Annotated in this window: 13 protein-coding genes and 1 tRNA gene; 3 read left to right on the top strand and 11 right to left on the bottom strand. The window is 67.7% G+C overall.

What is annotated here, in order from left to right; all coding sequences use genetic code 11:
- Window positions 1–78 precede the first annotated feature (78 nt).
- A complete protein-coding gene (locus MLJ35_RS02120; protein ID WP_275976289.1) occupies window positions 79–1,269 on the bottom strand; it encodes a type IV pilus twitching motility protein PilT in 1,191 nt (396 codons plus the stop codon).
- Window positions 1,270–1,281: 12 nt separating this feature from the next.
- A complete protein-coding gene (gene pilB / locus MLJ35_RS02115; protein ID WP_243382615.1) occupies window positions 1,282–3,093 on the bottom strand; it encodes a type IV-A pilus assembly ATPase PilB in 1,812 nt (603 codons plus the stop codon).
- 100 nt (window positions 3,094–3,193) lie between these two features.
- On the opposite strand from pilB, the gene MLJ35_RS02110 reads away from it, so the two are divergent.
- Together MLJ35_RS02110 and MLJ35_RS02105 are read left to right on the top strand one after the other, a co-directional pair.
- Window positions 3,194–5,152 (top strand): hypothetical protein, encoded by a 1,959-nt coding sequence (locus MLJ35_RS02110; protein ID WP_243382613.1) that lies wholly within the window; start codon window positions 3,194–3,196, stop codon window positions 5,150–5,152.
- A gap of 40 nt (window positions 5,153–5,192) precedes the next feature.
- A complete protein-coding gene (locus tag MLJ35_RS02105; protein ID WP_243382611.1) occupies window positions 5,193–6,350 on the top strand; it encodes a GGDEF domain-containing protein in 1,158 nt (385 codons plus the stop codon).
- 3 nt (window positions 6,351–6,353) lie between these two features.
- On the opposite strand, the gene dnaJ is transcribed toward MLJ35_RS02105, so the two are convergent.
- The 4 genes from dnaJ to hrcA all read right to left on the bottom strand — a co-directional run bounded on the left by dnaJ (window position 6,354) and on the right by hrcA (window position 11,267).
- Complete coding sequence (gene dnaJ, locus MLJ35_RS02100; RefSeq protein ID WP_243382609.1) at window positions 6,354–7,514, bottom strand: molecular chaperone DnaJ; 1,161 nt, start codon at window positions 7,512–7,514, stop codon at window positions 6,354–6,356.
- 38 nt (window positions 7,515–7,552) lie between these two features.
- A complete protein-coding gene (gene dnaK, locus MLJ35_RS02095; protein ID WP_243382607.1) occupies window positions 7,553–9,415 on the bottom strand; it encodes a molecular chaperone DnaK in 1,863 nt (620 codons plus the stop codon).
- 78 nt (window positions 9,416–9,493) lie between these two features.
- Window positions 9,494–10,183 (bottom strand): nucleotide exchange factor GrpE, encoded by a 690-nt coding sequence (locus tag MLJ35_RS02090; protein WP_243382605.1) that lies wholly within the window; start codon window positions 10,181–10,183, stop codon window positions 9,494–9,496.
- A 34-nt stretch (window positions 10,184–10,217) separates the two neighbouring features.
- Window positions 10,218–11,267, bottom strand: coding sequence for a heat-inducible transcriptional repressor HrcA (gene hrcA / locus MLJ35_RS02085; protein WP_243382603.1), 1,050 nt, complete (start codon window positions 11,265–11,267; stop codon window positions 10,218–10,220).
- 53 nt (window positions 11,268–11,320) lie between these two features.
- Between hrcA and MLJ35_RS02080 the strand changes: the two genes are divergently transcribed.
- Window positions 11,321–12,163, top strand: a complete 843-nt coding sequence (locus tag MLJ35_RS02080) for a hypothetical protein (RefSeq protein ID WP_243382602.1) — start codon at window positions 11,321–11,323, stop codon at window positions 12,161–12,163.
- Window positions 12,164–12,485: 322 nt separating this feature from the next.
- On the opposite strand, the gene prfA is transcribed toward MLJ35_RS02080, so the two are convergent.
- The 5 genes from prfA to MLJ35_RS02055 form a co-directional block, all read right to left on the bottom strand.
- Entirely contained in the window at window positions 12,486–13,559 is a 1,074-nt protein-coding gene (prfA, locus tag MLJ35_RS02075) for a peptide chain release factor 1 (protein ID WP_243320148.1), read from the bottom strand.
- Window positions 13,560–13,628: 69 nt separating this feature from the next.
- Window positions 13,629–13,877 carry a 50S ribosomal protein L31 gene (rpmE, locus tag MLJ35_RS02070; RefSeq protein WP_243320146.1) on the bottom strand — a complete coding sequence of 83 codons (249 nt, stop codon included), beginning with the start codon at window positions 13,875–13,877 and terminating at the stop codon, window positions 13,629–13,631.
- Window positions 13,878–14,030: 153 nt separating this feature from the next.
- On the bottom strand, window positions 14,031–14,792 hold the full coding sequence (locus tag MLJ35_RS02065) for a hypothetical protein (protein ID WP_243382600.1): 762 nt from the start codon (window positions 14,790–14,792) through the stop codon (window positions 14,031–14,033).
- Between the two features lie 13 nt (window positions 14,793–14,805).
- Window positions 14,806–15,132 carry a PadR family transcriptional regulator gene (locus MLJ35_RS02060; RefSeq protein ID WP_243294257.1) on the bottom strand — a complete coding sequence of 109 codons (327 nt, stop codon included), beginning with the start codon at window positions 15,130–15,132 and terminating at the stop codon, window positions 14,806–14,808.
- 389 nt (window positions 15,133–15,521) lie between these two features.
- A tRNA-Arg gene (locus tag MLJ35_RS02055) sits at window positions 15,522–15,598 on the bottom strand.
- Window positions 15,599–15,839 lie beyond the last annotated feature (241 nt).

Raw genomic sequence — 15,839 nt, 5'->3', positions numbered from 1 at the left:
ACAGCTGGGAACGATGGTGCCTTCAGGATAGGCAGGAATGGATCAGTGGTGAAGATCTAATGGGCCGCAGGAGAGGGTCTAGGTGTACTTGATGTTGGGATTCCGGCCGCCCAGGGCGGGATTGCTGGTGGCTGCCGGCTGGGCCGGAGCCGCCCCGCGGCCGCCGGCAGAGCCGACGCCCACGCCCCGGTTGATGAGCTCCCGCAGCTCGTCGGCGTTCGAGGTGTACTCGAAGGCCTGCTCCTGGCTGATCTCCTTGCGGAGCACCAGATCCGAGAGGCTCTGGTTGAAGGTCTGCATCCCGTATTTCGTCTGGCCGGACTGCATGGTGCCGTAGATCTGGTGGATCTTGTCCTCGCGGATGAGGTTCCGGATGGCGGAGTTGGGGATCATGACCTCCAGCGCCAGGGCCCGTCCCTTGCCGCCCACCTTGGGGATGAGGCTCTGGCAGATGACGCCCTCCAGCACCAGGGAGAGCTGGGCGCGGATCTGGGCCTGCTGGTGGCTCGGGAACACGTCGATGATGCGGTTGATGGTCTGCACGGTGCTGTTGGTGTGCAGGGTGCCGAAGGTGAGGTGGCCCGTCTCGGCGATGGTGAGGGCCGACTCGATAGTCTCCAGGTCGCGCATCTCGCCCACCAGCACCACGTCGGGATCCTGGCGGAGGGCCGAGCGCAGGGCCTTCTTGAAGCTGTGGGTGTCCGCGTGGATCTCGCGCTGGTTCACCAGGGCCCGCCGGTGCTTGTGCACGTATTCCACCGGATCCTCGATGGTGAGGATGTGGACGGGCTCCTCGGCGTTGATCTTGTCCACCATGGCGGCCAGGGTCGTGGACTTGCCGGAACCCGTCACGCCGGTCACCAGCACCAGGCCGCGGGGCTTGTCGCAGAGGGCCTGGACCGAGGGTGGCAGGCCCAGCTGGTCGAAGCTGCGGATGTTCTCGGGGATGGTGCGGAAGACACCCGCCGTGGCGCCGCGCTGGTTGAAGACGTTGGCCCGGAAGCGGGCCACGCCCTGGAGACCGAAGGAGAAGTCCACCTCCAGATCCTCCTCCAGGCGGTGCTTCTGCTGGTCGGTCATGACGCCGTAGCAGAGCCAGCGGGTCTGGGACGCGTCCATGGGGGGCAGCTTGAGGGGCACCATGCGCCCGTCGATGCGGATCTGCGGCGCCGATTCCGTGGTGATGTGGAGGTCGGTGCCCCCGTACTCCACCATCGTCTTGAGCAGCTGCTGCAGCGGAGCTACGTAGTTGGAACCGATCTCACTCATGCCGAACCTTTCCTAGAGGACAGTCTCTCGAATGATCTCTTCGATGGTGGTGACGCCGTCGAGCACCTTGCGGCAGCCGGAGCGGCGGAGGGTGATCATGCCTTCCTTCTGCCCCTGCTCGCGGAGTTCGATGGCCGAGGCGCCCGTGAGGATCATGTCCTTCAGGGTCTCCGACATCTCCAGCACCTCGTAGAGGCCGACGCGGCCTTTGTAGCCGCGCTTGTTGCAAATATCGCACCCGACAGGCTTGTAGAAGGTGATGCCCCGCTGGATCTCCTCCGGCGTGAAGCCCACCTCGCGCAGGGCCTCCTCGGGCTGATGGTGGGTGTCGACGGCCTTGCAGCTGTTGCAGAGGCGGCGCACCAGGCGCTGGGCGCAGATGATGTTCACCGAGGTGGCCACCAGGAACGGCTCCACGCCCATGTTCATGAGGCGGTTGATGGTGCTGGGGGCGTCGTTGGTGTGCAGGGTTGAAAGCACCAGGTGGCCCGTGAGCGAGGCTTTGATGGCGATCTCCGCCGTCTCGAAGTCGCGGATCTCGCCCACGAGGATGATGTTGGGATCCTGGCGGAGGAAGGAGCGCAGGGCGGCGGCGAAGTTGAGGCCGATCTGCTCCTTCATCTGCACCTGGTTGATGCCGGGGAAGTTGAACTCGACGGGATCCTCGGCCGTCAGGATGTTGGTGTCCACGGTGTTGAGCTTGGCGATGGAGGAATACAGCGTGTTCGTCTTGCCCGATCCCGTGGGCCCCGTCACCAGCACCATGCCGTAGGGCTTGGAGATCTGCCGGTCCCAGCGTTCCAGGCTCTCGGGCTCGAAGCCGAGCTTGGTGAGGTCGAGCATGAGCTTGTCGCTGTCCAGCAGCCGCAGCACGATCTTCTCGCCGAAGAGCGTCGGCAGGATGCTCACGCGGTAGTCGATGACCTTCTGCCGGCCGCCCATGTTCACGCGCAGCTTGATGCGGCCGTCCTGGGGCAGGCGCTTCTCGGCGATATTGAGCTTGGCCAGGATCTTCACGCGGGAGGTGAGGGGGTCCCTCAGCTTGAGGTTCGGCCGCATCACCTCCTGGAGGATGCCGTCGATGCGGAACCGGATGCGGTAGTTCTTCTCGTAGGGCTCGACGTGGATGTCCGAGGCGCCGCGCTTGATGGCGTCGATGAGCACCATGTTCACGAGCTTCACCACCGGGGCATCCTCGCTGCCCTTCTTCAGGGCGCCGACGTTGATGCTCTCTTCGTCGTCGTCCGTGGCTTCGTACTCGGCGTCGGCATCCAGCTCCTGCTCCAGGTCCTGGAGGTCGAATTGCTCGTCCTGCTCATTGAAGGGATTCGCGGGGCCGCTGTCGGTGGGACCGGCCGCCGCCGCGCCGCTCATGGTGGTCCGCGCGCCCTGGGCATCCGCCAGGCGCAGGCCGCTGGAGCCCCCGTAGTACTTCTCGACCGCCCGCACCAGGCCCATCTCGCTGGAGACGACAGGATCCACGTTGTAGCCGGTGTGGAACCGCACGTCATCCATGGCGAAGATGTCCGTGGGATCGGACATGGCCAGGGTGAGCACATTGCCGGTGCGCTGCAGGGGCAGCACCTTGTGGCGCTGGGCCAGGTCCTTCGGGATCAGCGCGATGACAGCGGGATCGATGGGCGGCCACTGCTCCAGGTCCGCTGCGGGGACGCCGTACTGCATGCCCAGGAAGCTGACGATGTCCTGGTCCGAGCAGTAGCCCTGGCGCACGACGATGCTGCCCAGCTTGCCGCCTTCCCGGCGCTGGATCCTGATCACTTCTTCCAACTGGGCATCCGTGAGGAGCTGAGCTTTGACGAGCATTTCCCCTAGCTTGCTGACCACTGGCTGCCTCCGGATGGGGTGATGCGATGGTAACACCTCCCGGAGGTATCCCACGCCCGGCCCATTGTATGCTTTCGCCATGCCTGCCCCAGGGACTCCGCCCCAGCGTCTGATGCTGGCCCGGCAATTGATCCGGGAGAAAGGCCTATCCAGGACGGACTTGGCCCTGCTGGAGGACATCCTGCGGGAAGGGGCCGGAGACCTGGATCCCCTGCTGGAAGCGCCTTCCGGCGAGCCTGCCAGCAGCGAGGAGTCCCCGGCCCAGGCCAACCTGCGACGCAACCTCGGACTCTTCCTGGCCTTCCTCCACCAGTTCTCGCCCCGCCGCCTCGGCGAAGCCCGGGTCGCCATGGGGCTGGTGCTGCAGCACAGCCTCGGGCGGCTGGCCCACCTGACCGGCACCGCCCATCGGGAGCTGATGGTGGAACACGACCAGCCGGCGTGGGTGGGCCTGCTGCTCGATCTCCTGGCCTCGCTCCGGACCATGGCCGCCCCGCCGGGAGAGGAAGCCGGAACCCTTCAGGCCTTGTGGGCGGCCTTCCTGGAAGATCACCGCGATTCCTTCCGCCAGATCCTGACCGCGCTTCAGACCTGCAAGGACGGACCAGAGGCCGTGGCGCGGCTGAACGCCCAGATGAAGGTGGTGAACCGGGCCATCCAGGGCCAGGGCCGGCTGGAGGAGTCCCTGGCCCGGCTGGCGGAGCACCTGGAAGCCTGCATCCCTCCGGAGTTCCATGCCCGCGTGGAGCCCCTGCTGCTGCTGCAGCACGTGGTGTCCAACCTGCGCCTGGGCCTGATGCGGCCCATGGATCGGGGCATCCATTGGCCTGCGGTGGAGCAGGTGCGAGGAAGCCTGCGCTGGCTCTGGGACCACCTGGGCTGGGTGCTGCCCCGCATGGACGCCGAGCTGTTCAGGGACCGCACCCCGGTCGAGCTGCGGCAGCTGCTCCGGGATCTCCGTGTCGGGGATCCGGCCCTCTTCTCCGTGGTGGCCCGGGCCCTGGCCAGCCACATCTCCCTCCTGGGGCTCATGGAGTCCCTGGAACCTTCGGCCGGAGCCGGCGCCCAGGAGATCTACGCGTCCGTGCCCACCTTCCTGGTCATCGAATCCGAGCTGGGACGGGTGGCGGAACGCGCCTACGACCCCGGCCGGGCCGCCCTGGTGAACCCCGACCGGTCCGAGGCCCCCCGGCTCCGGGCCTACCTCCGCCAGGCCGTTCTGAGCCTGCGCCAGGATCAGGGGACCCTGCGGAGCCTCCTGCAGCAGGCCCTGGCCGGGGCCGACGCCGAGCAGGTGGCCCACGCCCAGGACAGCCTGCGCGGCCTGCTCCTCAACCACCAGAAGCAGCTCATGGGCGAGCTCGTGGGCCTGTTCTCTCCCGACGTGCAGCAGCGCCTGTTCCCGGACTCTCCCAGCCTGATGGAAGAGGGGGATCGCCTCCGGCTGCGCATCCAGCGGCTCTGGGAGCAGGTCCCGCCCATCCACACCCACCTCCTCCTGAGCCTGGAGCTCCAGGACTGGCCCCGGCTCGCCCTCGGGCTCGCCCAGGCCTATCGCCACCTGCTGGCCTTCCGCCGCAGTCCCGAGTTCCCGCTGATGAGGCGGCCCGACCGCGAGGAGGCCGAACGGCTCATCGCGGACCTGGGCCAGCTGCTGGAATCCCCGGAGGAGGTCCACCAGGCCCTCCGTGACGCCATGGACGTGCTGGGCGAGCTGCTGCGATTCCTGGAGCTGTTCCTGCTCCGGATCAACGCCCGGGTGCCCCTCATCCGGCAGGACCTGGAAGTGGCCCAGGAAGCCCTGCAGCTCATCGCCAGCCTGAGGGGTAGCCCGGCGGGACCCGAGCGCGCCCGCCTTTCCCACAAGCTGATCCAGAGCACCAAGCGCCTCGGCGTGCGCGACGCCCAGGCCGTGGTCCTTCTCAAGCGCTGGATCCGCGCCGAGCGCGGGCAGCGGGAAGGCTCGCTTCCCGTCCTGGAGCCGCTCGCCGCCCACCTCGGCCAACTCGCCATGAGACTCGAAGCCGCGCTGGGCTGACCGCCCGCGAACGACCCGACCCCCACCTCCCCGGAGCCCCATGCACCACATCCACTGGCTGGAACCGCAACCGTCCACGGCCGGTCATGCGTTGCGAGCGGCCCTGGAGGCCTGGGGTCACGACGTGGTGCCGGGGCCGGGACCCGGTTCGCTGGTGCTGGTGGCGGAACGGCCCGATCCGCGGCTGATCCCCGCGGAAGGATCGGAAATCCTGTGGTGGGTCCAGGAGGCGGAGGCGGAGGAGATCAGCGCCGTGCTGGAACAGCGGCCAGGCTGGGTGATGCGCCAGGATCGCCCTCTCGAGGCGGCCCGGGAGGCGCTCCGGCACCTGCGGCAGCGGGATCTCGGCAGCGAGGGATGGCTGCGCCAGATGCTCCATCTGGCCTCCCTGGACGAGCTGCTGAAGCTCATGCTGAGCCGCGCCATCCGGCAATCCCGGGCGAAGGGCGGCGCGATCTGGCTCCGGAAGGAGAACCGGTTCTACCAGCGGGCCGGCGACGGGTCCTTCCCGGAAGCCCCCCTGCCCCGCCACGAGGCCCTGGACCTGGTTCGCCGGGGCGAGGCCTTCCTCCTGGCCGCCTCTGAACAACTTGGCCTCCTGCGCCTGCTGAACCCTCTCGAGCCACCCGAGCGCTTCCTCCTGGGCTTCGAGGACGTGGAGCCCCTGCTCCTCAACGCCTGGCGCCTGGAAGAGAGCAAGGCCCTGTCCTTCAAGGACGACCTCACCGTGGCCCAGAATCGCCGGTGCCTGGAGACGGAGCTGCCCCAGACGGTGCGCGAGGCCGCCGCCAAGGGGGAATCCGTGGCCCTGGTGTTCATCGACGTGGATGACCTCAAGCAGGTGAACAGCCAATACGGCCACCCCGCGGGAAGCATCGTGCTCGAGGCCGTCGCCCGGACCGCCCAACGTCTCTGCCGCGCCCATGACCGCCTCTACCGCTATGGGGGGGACGAGTTCTGCCTCATCATGCCCAGTACCCGCTCCCCGGGGGCCCAGAAGCTGGCGGAGCGCCTCATCGAAGTCACCCTGGGCCAGCCCGTCGCCATCGGGAACGACCGCCTGACCATCTCTCTCAGCGCCGGCGTGGCCGCCTTCCCGGAGCACGCGGACGGGGCCGGCCACCTCATCGAACAGGCCGACCGCGCCCTCCTGCGCGCCAAGCGGGAAGGCAAGCGGCAGGTGGTGGTGGCGGACTGACCGTCACTTCCGCTTCTTCTTCCCGCCCTTCTCGGCCCCGAATACCTTGGCCAGGAAGCCTTCTTCCCCCTCCCCGGCGGGTTCGCCGTCGAGGCTCCGGCGGAGCTGCTCCAGCAGCTGGCGCTGCTCGGCCGTAATGGACTTCGGCACGGCCGCCCGCAGGTGCAGATAGAGATCGCCCCGGCCGCTGCCCTGGAGCCGGGGGACACCGGCGTTCACCAGCTTCACCACATGGTCCGCGGGAGTTCCCGCCGCCAGTTTCACCTTGTCCGCGCCGTAGGGCGTTTCGACCTCTAGCGCGCCGCCGGTCACGAGCAGGGGCCAGGACACCTCCAGCCGCTGGTGGAGATCGAACCCGTCCCGCTCGTACTTCGGATCCTGCTCCACGTCGAACACCACGTAGAGATCGCCGGTGCGGCCTCCGAAGCGTCCGGCCTCGCCCTGATTCTGGAGGCGGAGGCGCGTGCCCCGGTCCACGCCCGCGGGCACCTTGAAGCTCACCTTGGCCTTCCGATGGACCCGTCCCTCTCCGCGGCACTCGCGGCAGGGCTTCGGGATGATGCGGCCCTTGCCTTCGCAGCGGGGGCAGGGCGTGAGCATCTGGAAGAAGCCCTGGCGCATGGCCACCTGGCCCGCGCCCCGGCACTGGGGGCAGGTCTCCGGACGCGTGCCCGGCTCACAGCCGGAGCCGTGGCAGGTGCCGCAGGCCTCCAGGCGCGGGATGCTCAGTTCCACGCTCTCCTTGCCGAAGACCGCGTCCTTGAAGCTGAGCTTCAGGTTGTACTGCAGGTCCGAACCCCGCTCTTCGCCGCTGGCCCGCCGCCGGCCGCCGCCGAAGAGGTCGCCGAACAGCCCGCCGCCGAAGAAGCTGCCGAGGATGTCCTCGAAATCCGCGAACTGGTTCGGGTCGAACTGGAACTGCTGGCCGCCGCCTCCCGCGCCACCCAGGCCCGCGTGGCCGAACTGGTCGTACACCCGGCGCTTCTCGGGATCCGACAGCACGCTGTAGGCCTCCGCGGCCTCCTTGAATTTCTCCTCCGCCTCCTTGTTGCCCGGATTGCGGTCGGGATGCAGCTCCATGGCCAACTTGCGGTAGGCCTTCTTCAGTTCATCCGTCCCCGCGTCCTTCGAGACGCCGAGGACTTCGTAGTAGTCACGCTTCATGCACCCATCCTGGATTCCAGGATAGCCGATGGGCCGGCCTAATTCGGCCCCGCCCCTTCATCCTCGCCATCCAGGGAGGCCATCATGGCCTCGCTGGCGGCCAGGACGGCGTCGGTCAGCAGGTTCTGGGCCTCGAGCAGCTGGCCCTCGCAGGCCCGCAGAGCCGTGGAATCCTGCGAGGCCACGGCCTGCCGGGCGCGGGAGAGCACCTCGCGGATCATGATCTGCTGGTCTTCCGCCAGGTACTTGCCGCATTCCGCGAAGCTCTTGTCGCAGGAGAAGATCAGGCCCTCAGCCGAGGCGATGTATTTCAGCGCGTCCCGCTTCTTCACGTCGGTTTCGGCATTGGCCAGCGCCTCGCGGATCATGCGCTGGATCTCCAGTTCCGACAGGCCGGAACTGGGTCGGATGCTCATGCTCTGCTCCAGGCCGGTCATGAGGTCCCGGGCCGAGACCTTCACGATGCCGTTGGAGTCGATGTCGAAGGCCACCTCGATCTGGGGCACGCCCTTGGGGAGGGGCGGCAGGTTGATGAGGTCGAACCGGCCCAGGCTCTTGTTGTGCTCGGCCAGCTCGCGCTCGCCCTGCAGCACGTGGATCTCCACCCGGCTTTGATTGTCCGTGACCGTGGTGAAGGTGCGCGCGTCGCGGGTGGGGATGGTGGCGTTGCGCTGGATGATCTTCACGAAGCCGCCGCCCTGGGTTTCGATGCCTAGGCTGAGCGGCGTGACGTCCAGCAGCACCAGGTCCTTGATGTCGCCCTTCAGGACCGCGCCCTGGATGGAGGCGCCCGTGGCCACCACTTCGTCCGGGTTGATGCTGCGGTTGGGCTCCTTGCCGAAGAAGTCCCGCACCAGGCGCTGCACCATGGGCATGCGGGTCTGTCCGCCCACGAGGATCACCTCGTCCACCTGCTTGGCCGTCTTGCCGCCCTGCTCCAGCGCGTCCTTGATGGGAACCAGCGTCTGCTCCACCAGCGCGCGGGCCATCTCTTCGAGCTGGTCGCGGGTCAGGGTGGCCTCGAGGTGCTGGGGGCCGCTCGGGGCCTGGGCGATGAAGGGCAGGCGGATCTCCACCCGGTCCAGGGTGGACAGCTCGCACTTGGCCTTCTCGCTGGCCTCCTTCAGCCGCTGAAGCGCCATGCGGTCGAAGGAGAGGTCGATGCCCGTCTTCTCGCGGAACTGCTGCACGAGCCAATTCTGGATGGCCAGATCGATGTCCTCGCCGCCCAGGAAGGTGTCGCCGCTGGTGGCCAGCACCTCGAACACGCCGTCGTTCATCTCCATCAATGTGAAGTCGAAGGTGCCGCCGCCGAAGTCGTAGATGGCTAGGATCTGCTTGAGGCCCTTCTTGTTGAAGCCGTAGGCCAGGGCCGCCGCCGTGGGCTCGTTGATGATGCGCTGCACGTTGAGGCCGGCGATCTTGCCGGCATCCTTGGTCGCCTGGCGCTGGGCGTCGTCGAAGTACGCCGGAACCGTGATGACCGCGTCCATCACGTCCTCATGGAGGAACGCTTCGGCCGCCTGCTTCAGAGAACGCAGGACGATGGCGGTGACCTCGGGCGGCGCGTAGTCCCGCTCGCCCACGCGCAGCCAGGCATCCCCGTTGGGCGCTGACACCACGGGGAAGGGCAGCCGGCCGATGGCCTCCTGGACCTTGGGGGCGTTGAACCGCTGGCCGATGAGGCGCTTGACGGCGAACAGGGTGCGCTGCGGGTTCGTGACCGCCTGGCGCTTGGCGATGTGGCCCACCAGCACGTCGCCCTTGTCCGTGAAAGCCACCACCGAGGGAGTCGTGCGGCTCCCCTCCCGGTTGGGGATCACCCGCGAATCGCCACTCTCCATCACGCAGACGCAACTGTTCGTCGTACCGAGGTCAATGCCGATCAGTTTGCCTGCCATGGGTGGAACTCCCGGGGATTTGCAACTTCATGATAAATCGGATTCTTGGGTCATCCAAAGGCACGGGGCGGGCGGCCGCTAGGGCTTCCCGGAATCCTGGAGCCGATTCACCACCACGCGGGCGGGACGGAGGAGCTGTCCCTTGAGGTTGTAGCCGCGCTCGTAGACCGCCGCCACGGCGCCGTCCGGAAGGCTCGGATCACTGAAGGTGGTGAGCGCTTCGGCGTGGAGGGCGTCGTACGCGTCTCCGACTTTCAGCGGAAGCGGCTCGACGTTCATTCGGCGAAGCGCTTCCGTGAACTGCTTCTGGATCAGCTCCACACCGGCCCGGAAGGTGTCGACATCCTGGTACGAGGCGCTGAGTCCCCGTTCGAAGTTGTCGAGGACGGGTAGCACTTCGAGGAGGATCTTCCGCTCGGCCTGCTCCACAGCCAGGGCGATGTCGCGCTGGACGCGATTGCGGAAGTTATTGAAGTCCGCCGCCAGGCGCCGGTGCTGATCCATCAGCTCGGCCTCCCGCCGGAGCATCTCCTCCATCTGCCGCTCGGCTTCGGTGAGGGCCGCCTCCAAACCCTCCCGAGAGCCGTCGAGCTCCGTGAGCTCGCCTTCCTCGAGAGATGGGGCGGGATACTCCGAGGCTACTTCGTCCGCGACGGACTGGAGATCCGCCTCCAGGGCATCGTCCAGGCTGAGATCCACCACATCCTCGGGCTCGCCGGAGGGTGGAGCGGGCAGGTCGTTGGGCTCGCGGGGAGTGCCGGTGGTCATCGCAGCAGTATACGCAGTCCGGCGGGGAACCGCGTCAGGATCCGCCCTGTCGCCGCTGGACCTGCCTGGACCACCACCGCAGGCCACCCATGACCCGGCCGTAGTCCATGCGGAGCGGCCCCACCAGGGCGAAGGTGACATATCCGGCTGGTCCCAGCCCCACCGTGCGAACGGCCGTGGCCAGAGGCCAGCCGTCCAGGTAGGGATTCTCCGATCCCAGCAGCAACTGGATGTCCTGGGAGGCCCTGTCCGCGAAGGCATTCAGCAGACGGGCCAGGCGGCCCTGCTCCTCGAAGGCGGCCACCAGGCCGCGAAACCGGGCCACATCCTCGAATTCGGGAAGCTGGCCAAGACGCCCCAACCCTGACACCAGCACGGGAGGGTCGCCAGCCTGCCGCTCCTCGGGCCACTGAGAGGCCAGCTCCTGAAGCCGTATCCGGAGTGTCTCCCCCTCCCGGGCCCCCGCCTTCAGGGCGTCCAGCAACCTCGAACGCATCTCTCCCAGGGTGAGGCCGGCGAACTGGGCAGTGGCGAAGTTCGCCAGTTCAGTCAGCACGGTATCGCTGTAATTCCATGGGTTATCCATGATGCGGTGATCGACCTCGCCCAGGCTCCCCACCCATATTGCCACCAGGCGGCCCGGTCCCACCGGCACGAACTCCAGGCGCACGAGGCGGCTCTGGGTCAGGGGCAGAGGCAGGGCCAGGCAGACCCCTCCCATCACCTCCGCCAGCGTCCGGCTGGCGTGCCGGGCCCACGACTCGGGATCCAGGTCGAGGCCATCCAGCGCCGTCGCAAGGCGTCCCTCCAGCTCGGAGTCAGGGGGTTGCGCCTTCAGCCAGCGATCTACGTAGTAGCGATACGCCCGCTCCGTGGGAACCCGCCCTGCGGACGTGTGCGGCTGGGCCACCAGGGACTCGTCCTCCAGGTCCGAGAGCACGTTCCGGATGGTGGCGCTGGAGAGGGGCTCTGGGAACCGCTTGGACAGCAGGCGCGATCCCACAGGCTCGCCGGCCTCCAGGTAGGCCTCGATGAGGGTGCGCAGCACGGATTCGCCGCGGGGATTGAGGTTGGGAGTGGCCATGGTAGGTAAACTTTGCGGGCTGTCATACTATATACCCCCCCAACGGAGGTCCCATGCGCACAGCCCTGATCCGAATGTCCCTCGCCGCGGCGCTTGTCCTGGCCGTGGGATGCAACCGCAAGAGCGAAGCCGCCATCCAGGCGGACGAAGCCGCCAAGGCAGCCGAGGCCAAAGTTGCCCAGCTCGAGCAGCAGCTCGCTGAAGCCAAGTCCGGCAAGGTCACCGGAGAGGACGCCGAGACCGCCAAGCAGGTGACCAAGTCCCAGGTGAAGGCCCTGGAGCGCCAGGTGGCCGACGCGAAGAAGCGCGCCGAGGCCAAGAAGCAGGAAGCCGCCATGCTGGCTTCCGCCCCCGTCGCCAAGGAGGCGCCCAAGCCCGTGGTGATCGACGTGCCCACCGGCACGAAGCTTGAGATTACCCTGGCCCGCGAGCTGGCCACGGACAAAGACCAGGCCGGGGATGCCTGGGAGGGCTCGCTGGCCTCTGACGTCGTGGTGGACGGCAAGCTGGTCTGGAGCGCCGGCAGCCCCGCCCGGGGCGTCGTGACCCAGAGCGCCGCGGCGGGACGTCTCAGCAACGGCAAGGGCGCCCTGGGCATCCGTCTCACCGAGGTCGCCGGCGTCGGCATCGATACGGACACGCATGTGGTGGTGGCCACGGCCCGCGGCGAGCGCAACGCCAAGTACATCGGCGGCGGTGCGGCCCTCGGCGCCCTGGTGGGCCTGCTCTCCGACAAGAAGAACCAGGGTGACCACGCCCTCGGTGGCGCGGCCATCGGCGCCGCCGCTGGCACCGCCGTGGCCGCCGGCACCGCCGACACTGTGATCAAGATCCCAGCGAGCAAGCCCGTCGCCTTCAGCCTGACCTCGCCGGAGAAGGTGACGCTGAAGAAGTAGCTGACGGCAATCAGCTCTCAGCTGTCAGCAACAAAAAGGAAGCGGGAGGCTCGCCTCCCGCTTCTGCTTTTACTGAGAGCGGACAGCTGGTGGCTGATAGCCAGTTCACGCCTCCAGCGCCTGGAGCCGCTCTGCCTCGAACGCGGCGCGCAGGGGCTCGATGATGGGCTCGAGCTGGCCGGACATGGGGGGCCCCGCTCCGTGAGCCCGGGCCCCAAGGGCCGGGCGAACGGGAGGGCGGTCCGGGGGACCGCCCGATCGCGGGCTGCCAGTCGCAGCGTACGCAGAGCCGCGTAAGCGGCGAGCGCTCAGCGGCAGAGCTTCATGCCTCCAGCGCCTGCAGGCGCTCCGCCTCGAACGCGGCACGCAGGGGCTCGATGATGGGCTCGAGCTGGCCGGACATGAAGCTGTCGATCTGGTGGATGGTGACGCCGATGCGGTGGTCGGTGACGCGGCCCTGGGGGAAGTTGTAGGTGCGGATCTTCTCGCTGCGGTCGCCGCTGCCCACCTGGGACTTGCGGAGGGCCGAGTGGGCCGCGTCCGCCTCGTCCTGGGCCTTCTGGAGCAGTCGGCTGCGCAGCACGGTCATGGCCTTGGCCATGTTCTTGATCTGGCTGCGCTCGTCCTGGCAGCTGACGACCGTGTTCGTGGGCAGGTGGGTGAGGCGCACGGCGGAGTACGTGGTGTTCACGCTCTGGCCGCCCTTGCCGCCGGAGCAGAAGGTGTCGATGCGCAGATCCTTCTGGTGGATCTCGATGTCGACCTCCTCCGCCTCGGGCATGACGGCCACGGTGGCGGCGGAGGTGTGGATGCGGCCCTGGGTCTCGGTCTTGGGGACCCGCTGCACGCGGTGGACGCCGCTCTCGAAGCGGAAGAGGCTGTAGGCGCCGTCGCCCTGGATCTCCGCAGTGGCCTCCTTGAGCCCGCCCGCATCAGCGTCGCTCTCATCCAACACGGATACCTTGAAGCCCCGGCGCTCGGCGAAGCGGATGTACATGCGGAAGAGCTCCGCGGCGAAGAGCGCCGCCTCCTCGCCGCCGGTGCCGGCGCGGACCTCGAGAATCACGTTCTTGGCGTCGGCGGGATCCTTGGGAATGAGCAGGCGCTTGATCTCGGCTTCGCCTTCGGCGATGGCCTTCTTCAGGTCGGGGATCTCCATCTCGGCCATCTCGCGGAGGTCCGCGTCCATGGTCTTGTCGCCCAGGATGGACTCGGCCTCCTCCAGCTGCTTGAGACGCGTGCGCTGGGCCTGGAAGGCCTGGACCACGGGTTCCAGCTCCGCGCGGAGCTTGGTCAGCTCCCGCAGCCGCTTGGGGTCGGACACCACGGCGGGATCCTGCAGCTGCGCCTCCACTTCCTGGAAGCGGGCATCCACGGCTTCAAGTTGGTCAAGCATGGGGCCTCCAGAGCACCGGTACGAAAAAGGGAGGGGCCGAAGATCGGCCCCTCCCTCGGAATGGTGCAGCTAGGCTTCGGTCGTCTCGACAGCGGCCTCGGGAGCGGCGGCCGGGGCTTCCTTCTTCGCGTACTTCTTGTTGAACTTCTCCACGCGGCCTTCGGTGTCCATCAGGCGCTGCTTGCCCGTGAAGAACGGGTGGCAGTTGGAGCAGATTTCCACGCGCAGCTCCTTCTTGGTGGAGCGCGTCATGAACTCGTTGCCGCAGGCGCAGTGCACCTTCACATCGTGCAGTTCGGGGTGGATCTTTTCCTTCATCTCTTCCTCCTGGGACCGACCGGATGCCCCCATGGGCGGGGTGAACGCACGCGGCTTGTCCACGCAAGATGGATAGCTTATCGCCAAATCGCCCGTCCCTCAAGGAGGATTCCCGAGGCAGGGCCCGGAGACAGGCCCGGAGACAGGCCCGGATCAGCCCTCCTGCTCCTGGGGCGTCAGCACCCAACGCTCGGCGAGGACGCGGCGCAGCTTCAGCGCCAGCATCACGCTGACCAGCAAGGTGGCGTTGAAGCTGAGCTCCAGGGGCACTTGCCACCACCGGAAGCGGATCCGGCCCAGGAACCCCGTCTCGAGGGCGAACATGAAGGCCGTGAAGAGGACCGGTTCCAGGAGGGTCTGCCAGAGCGGGCGCTCCTGGCTGTGGCGCTCCAGGAGGAATCCCGTATAAGCGCCGTAGAGCAGGCGCGTGGGCTTGAACCCGTGGGCGGTGGTAAACCCGAGGGGGATCGAGAGCAGAGAGGTGAGCAGCACGGCCACGGCTGTTCTCGCCCAGGGATCGAGCCGCAGCCAGTGGCGCCGGGCCCAGAAGTAGCCGGCTCCCACGGCCAGCCCCTGGGCCGCGGCGAAGGCCACGCAGATGTACCAGCGCCAGCCTTCGAACCACATGTGGCTGCCCGTGGCGATCCCGATGATCATGCCCGCGGCCAGGGCAGTGCCCCCGCGGTGGGTGGCGTCCTGGCCCTCGCCCGCCGCCAGTTCCCCGGCCAGCAAGCCGGGGCGCTCCTTCTCGGCGAGCAGGGCCGCCATGGCCGATTCACCTTCGATGCCCCTGGCCTCGGCCTCATCCAGCAGGTGGGCCTCCAGTTCCCGCAGCAGCCTGAGGCGCCGCCAGCGGGACACCCCCCTCAGGCCAGCAGCCACTTGCGCGAGGTAGCCGTCGAGCGCGCGCGACACGGTGAGGGGTCCTTCAGGCCCTCGGCCCGACGAAGGCCTGGACCATGTCCACGAACTGGTTCCACTCCTTCTTCTTGGCGGTCAGGAAGGCTTGGCCCGCGGGCTGGATGGCGTAATAGCGCCGTTCCCGCCCGTTCTCCTGGGTTTCCCAGTACGAGGTGATGAACTCGGTCGCCTCGAGCTTGTGGAGGGCCGGATACAAAGCCCCTTCCTTGAGGGTGTAGGTTCCCCCCGTTCTCTGGCGGACCGTCTCGATTATCTGGTAGCCGTACATGGGCCCCTCGCAGAGCAGCGACAGCAGCAGCAAGGGAGTGCTGCCTTTCAGGAGTTCACGATCCACTGGGACCTCCGGTTTAGGCAGGATCATTGTGCCTCGCAAAATGAGGCCAGTCAAGGCGCCCCCACAAATGTTTCCACAGGAAGGAACTTCCCACCGGCCGGGGGGTACTCGGCTCGGTCGGGATTCGAACCGCGCCGCTTCGCGCCGCCGGCCCGCTTCGACGCGCCATCTAGGCGCGTCTCGGGCGGTCCACTCGCTGGTTCGAATCCAGGGAACCGCAACCAAGCCAGGGGGGCCATGCGGCTCGGTCGGGATTCGAACCGCGCCGCTTCGCGCCGCCAGCCCGCTTCGACGCGCCATCTAGGCGCGTCTCGGGCGGTCCACTCGCTGGTTCGAATCCAGGGAACCGCAACAAAGCCAGGGGGGCCATGCGGCCCCCCTGGCTTGGTTGGTGCACCCGACTGGATTCGAACCAGCGACCTTTGGCTTCGGAGGCCAACGCTCTATCCAACTGAGCTACGGGTACTGCGGCTTTCCATCATGGCTTTGAACGGGTTCCGATTCAAGGTCGGTCTCCGGCCAACGCTCCTCCGTCTGACGGGCCCTGCCTCGCAGGGCCCTCCCGCTCCTCGCTTCGCTCGCTCGCGGAGGCGAAGCCTCCCAACAGAGCTACGGGTACTGCGGCCTTCCATCATGGCGGCGATTGACGTTCCGTTCAAGGTTGAGGCTCGGGAGGTGGGGTTCCCGCGACCATTGGCTTCGGAGGG

Source organism: Geothrix alkalitolerans, from assembly GCF_022808885.1.
Lineage (GTDB): Bacteria > Acidobacteriota > Holophagae > Holophagales > Holophagaceae > Geothrix > Geothrix alkalitolerans.
The sequence above is the reverse complement of the archived record's forward strand: the minus strand, read 5'-3'. Positions and strand labels throughout refer to the sequence as shown.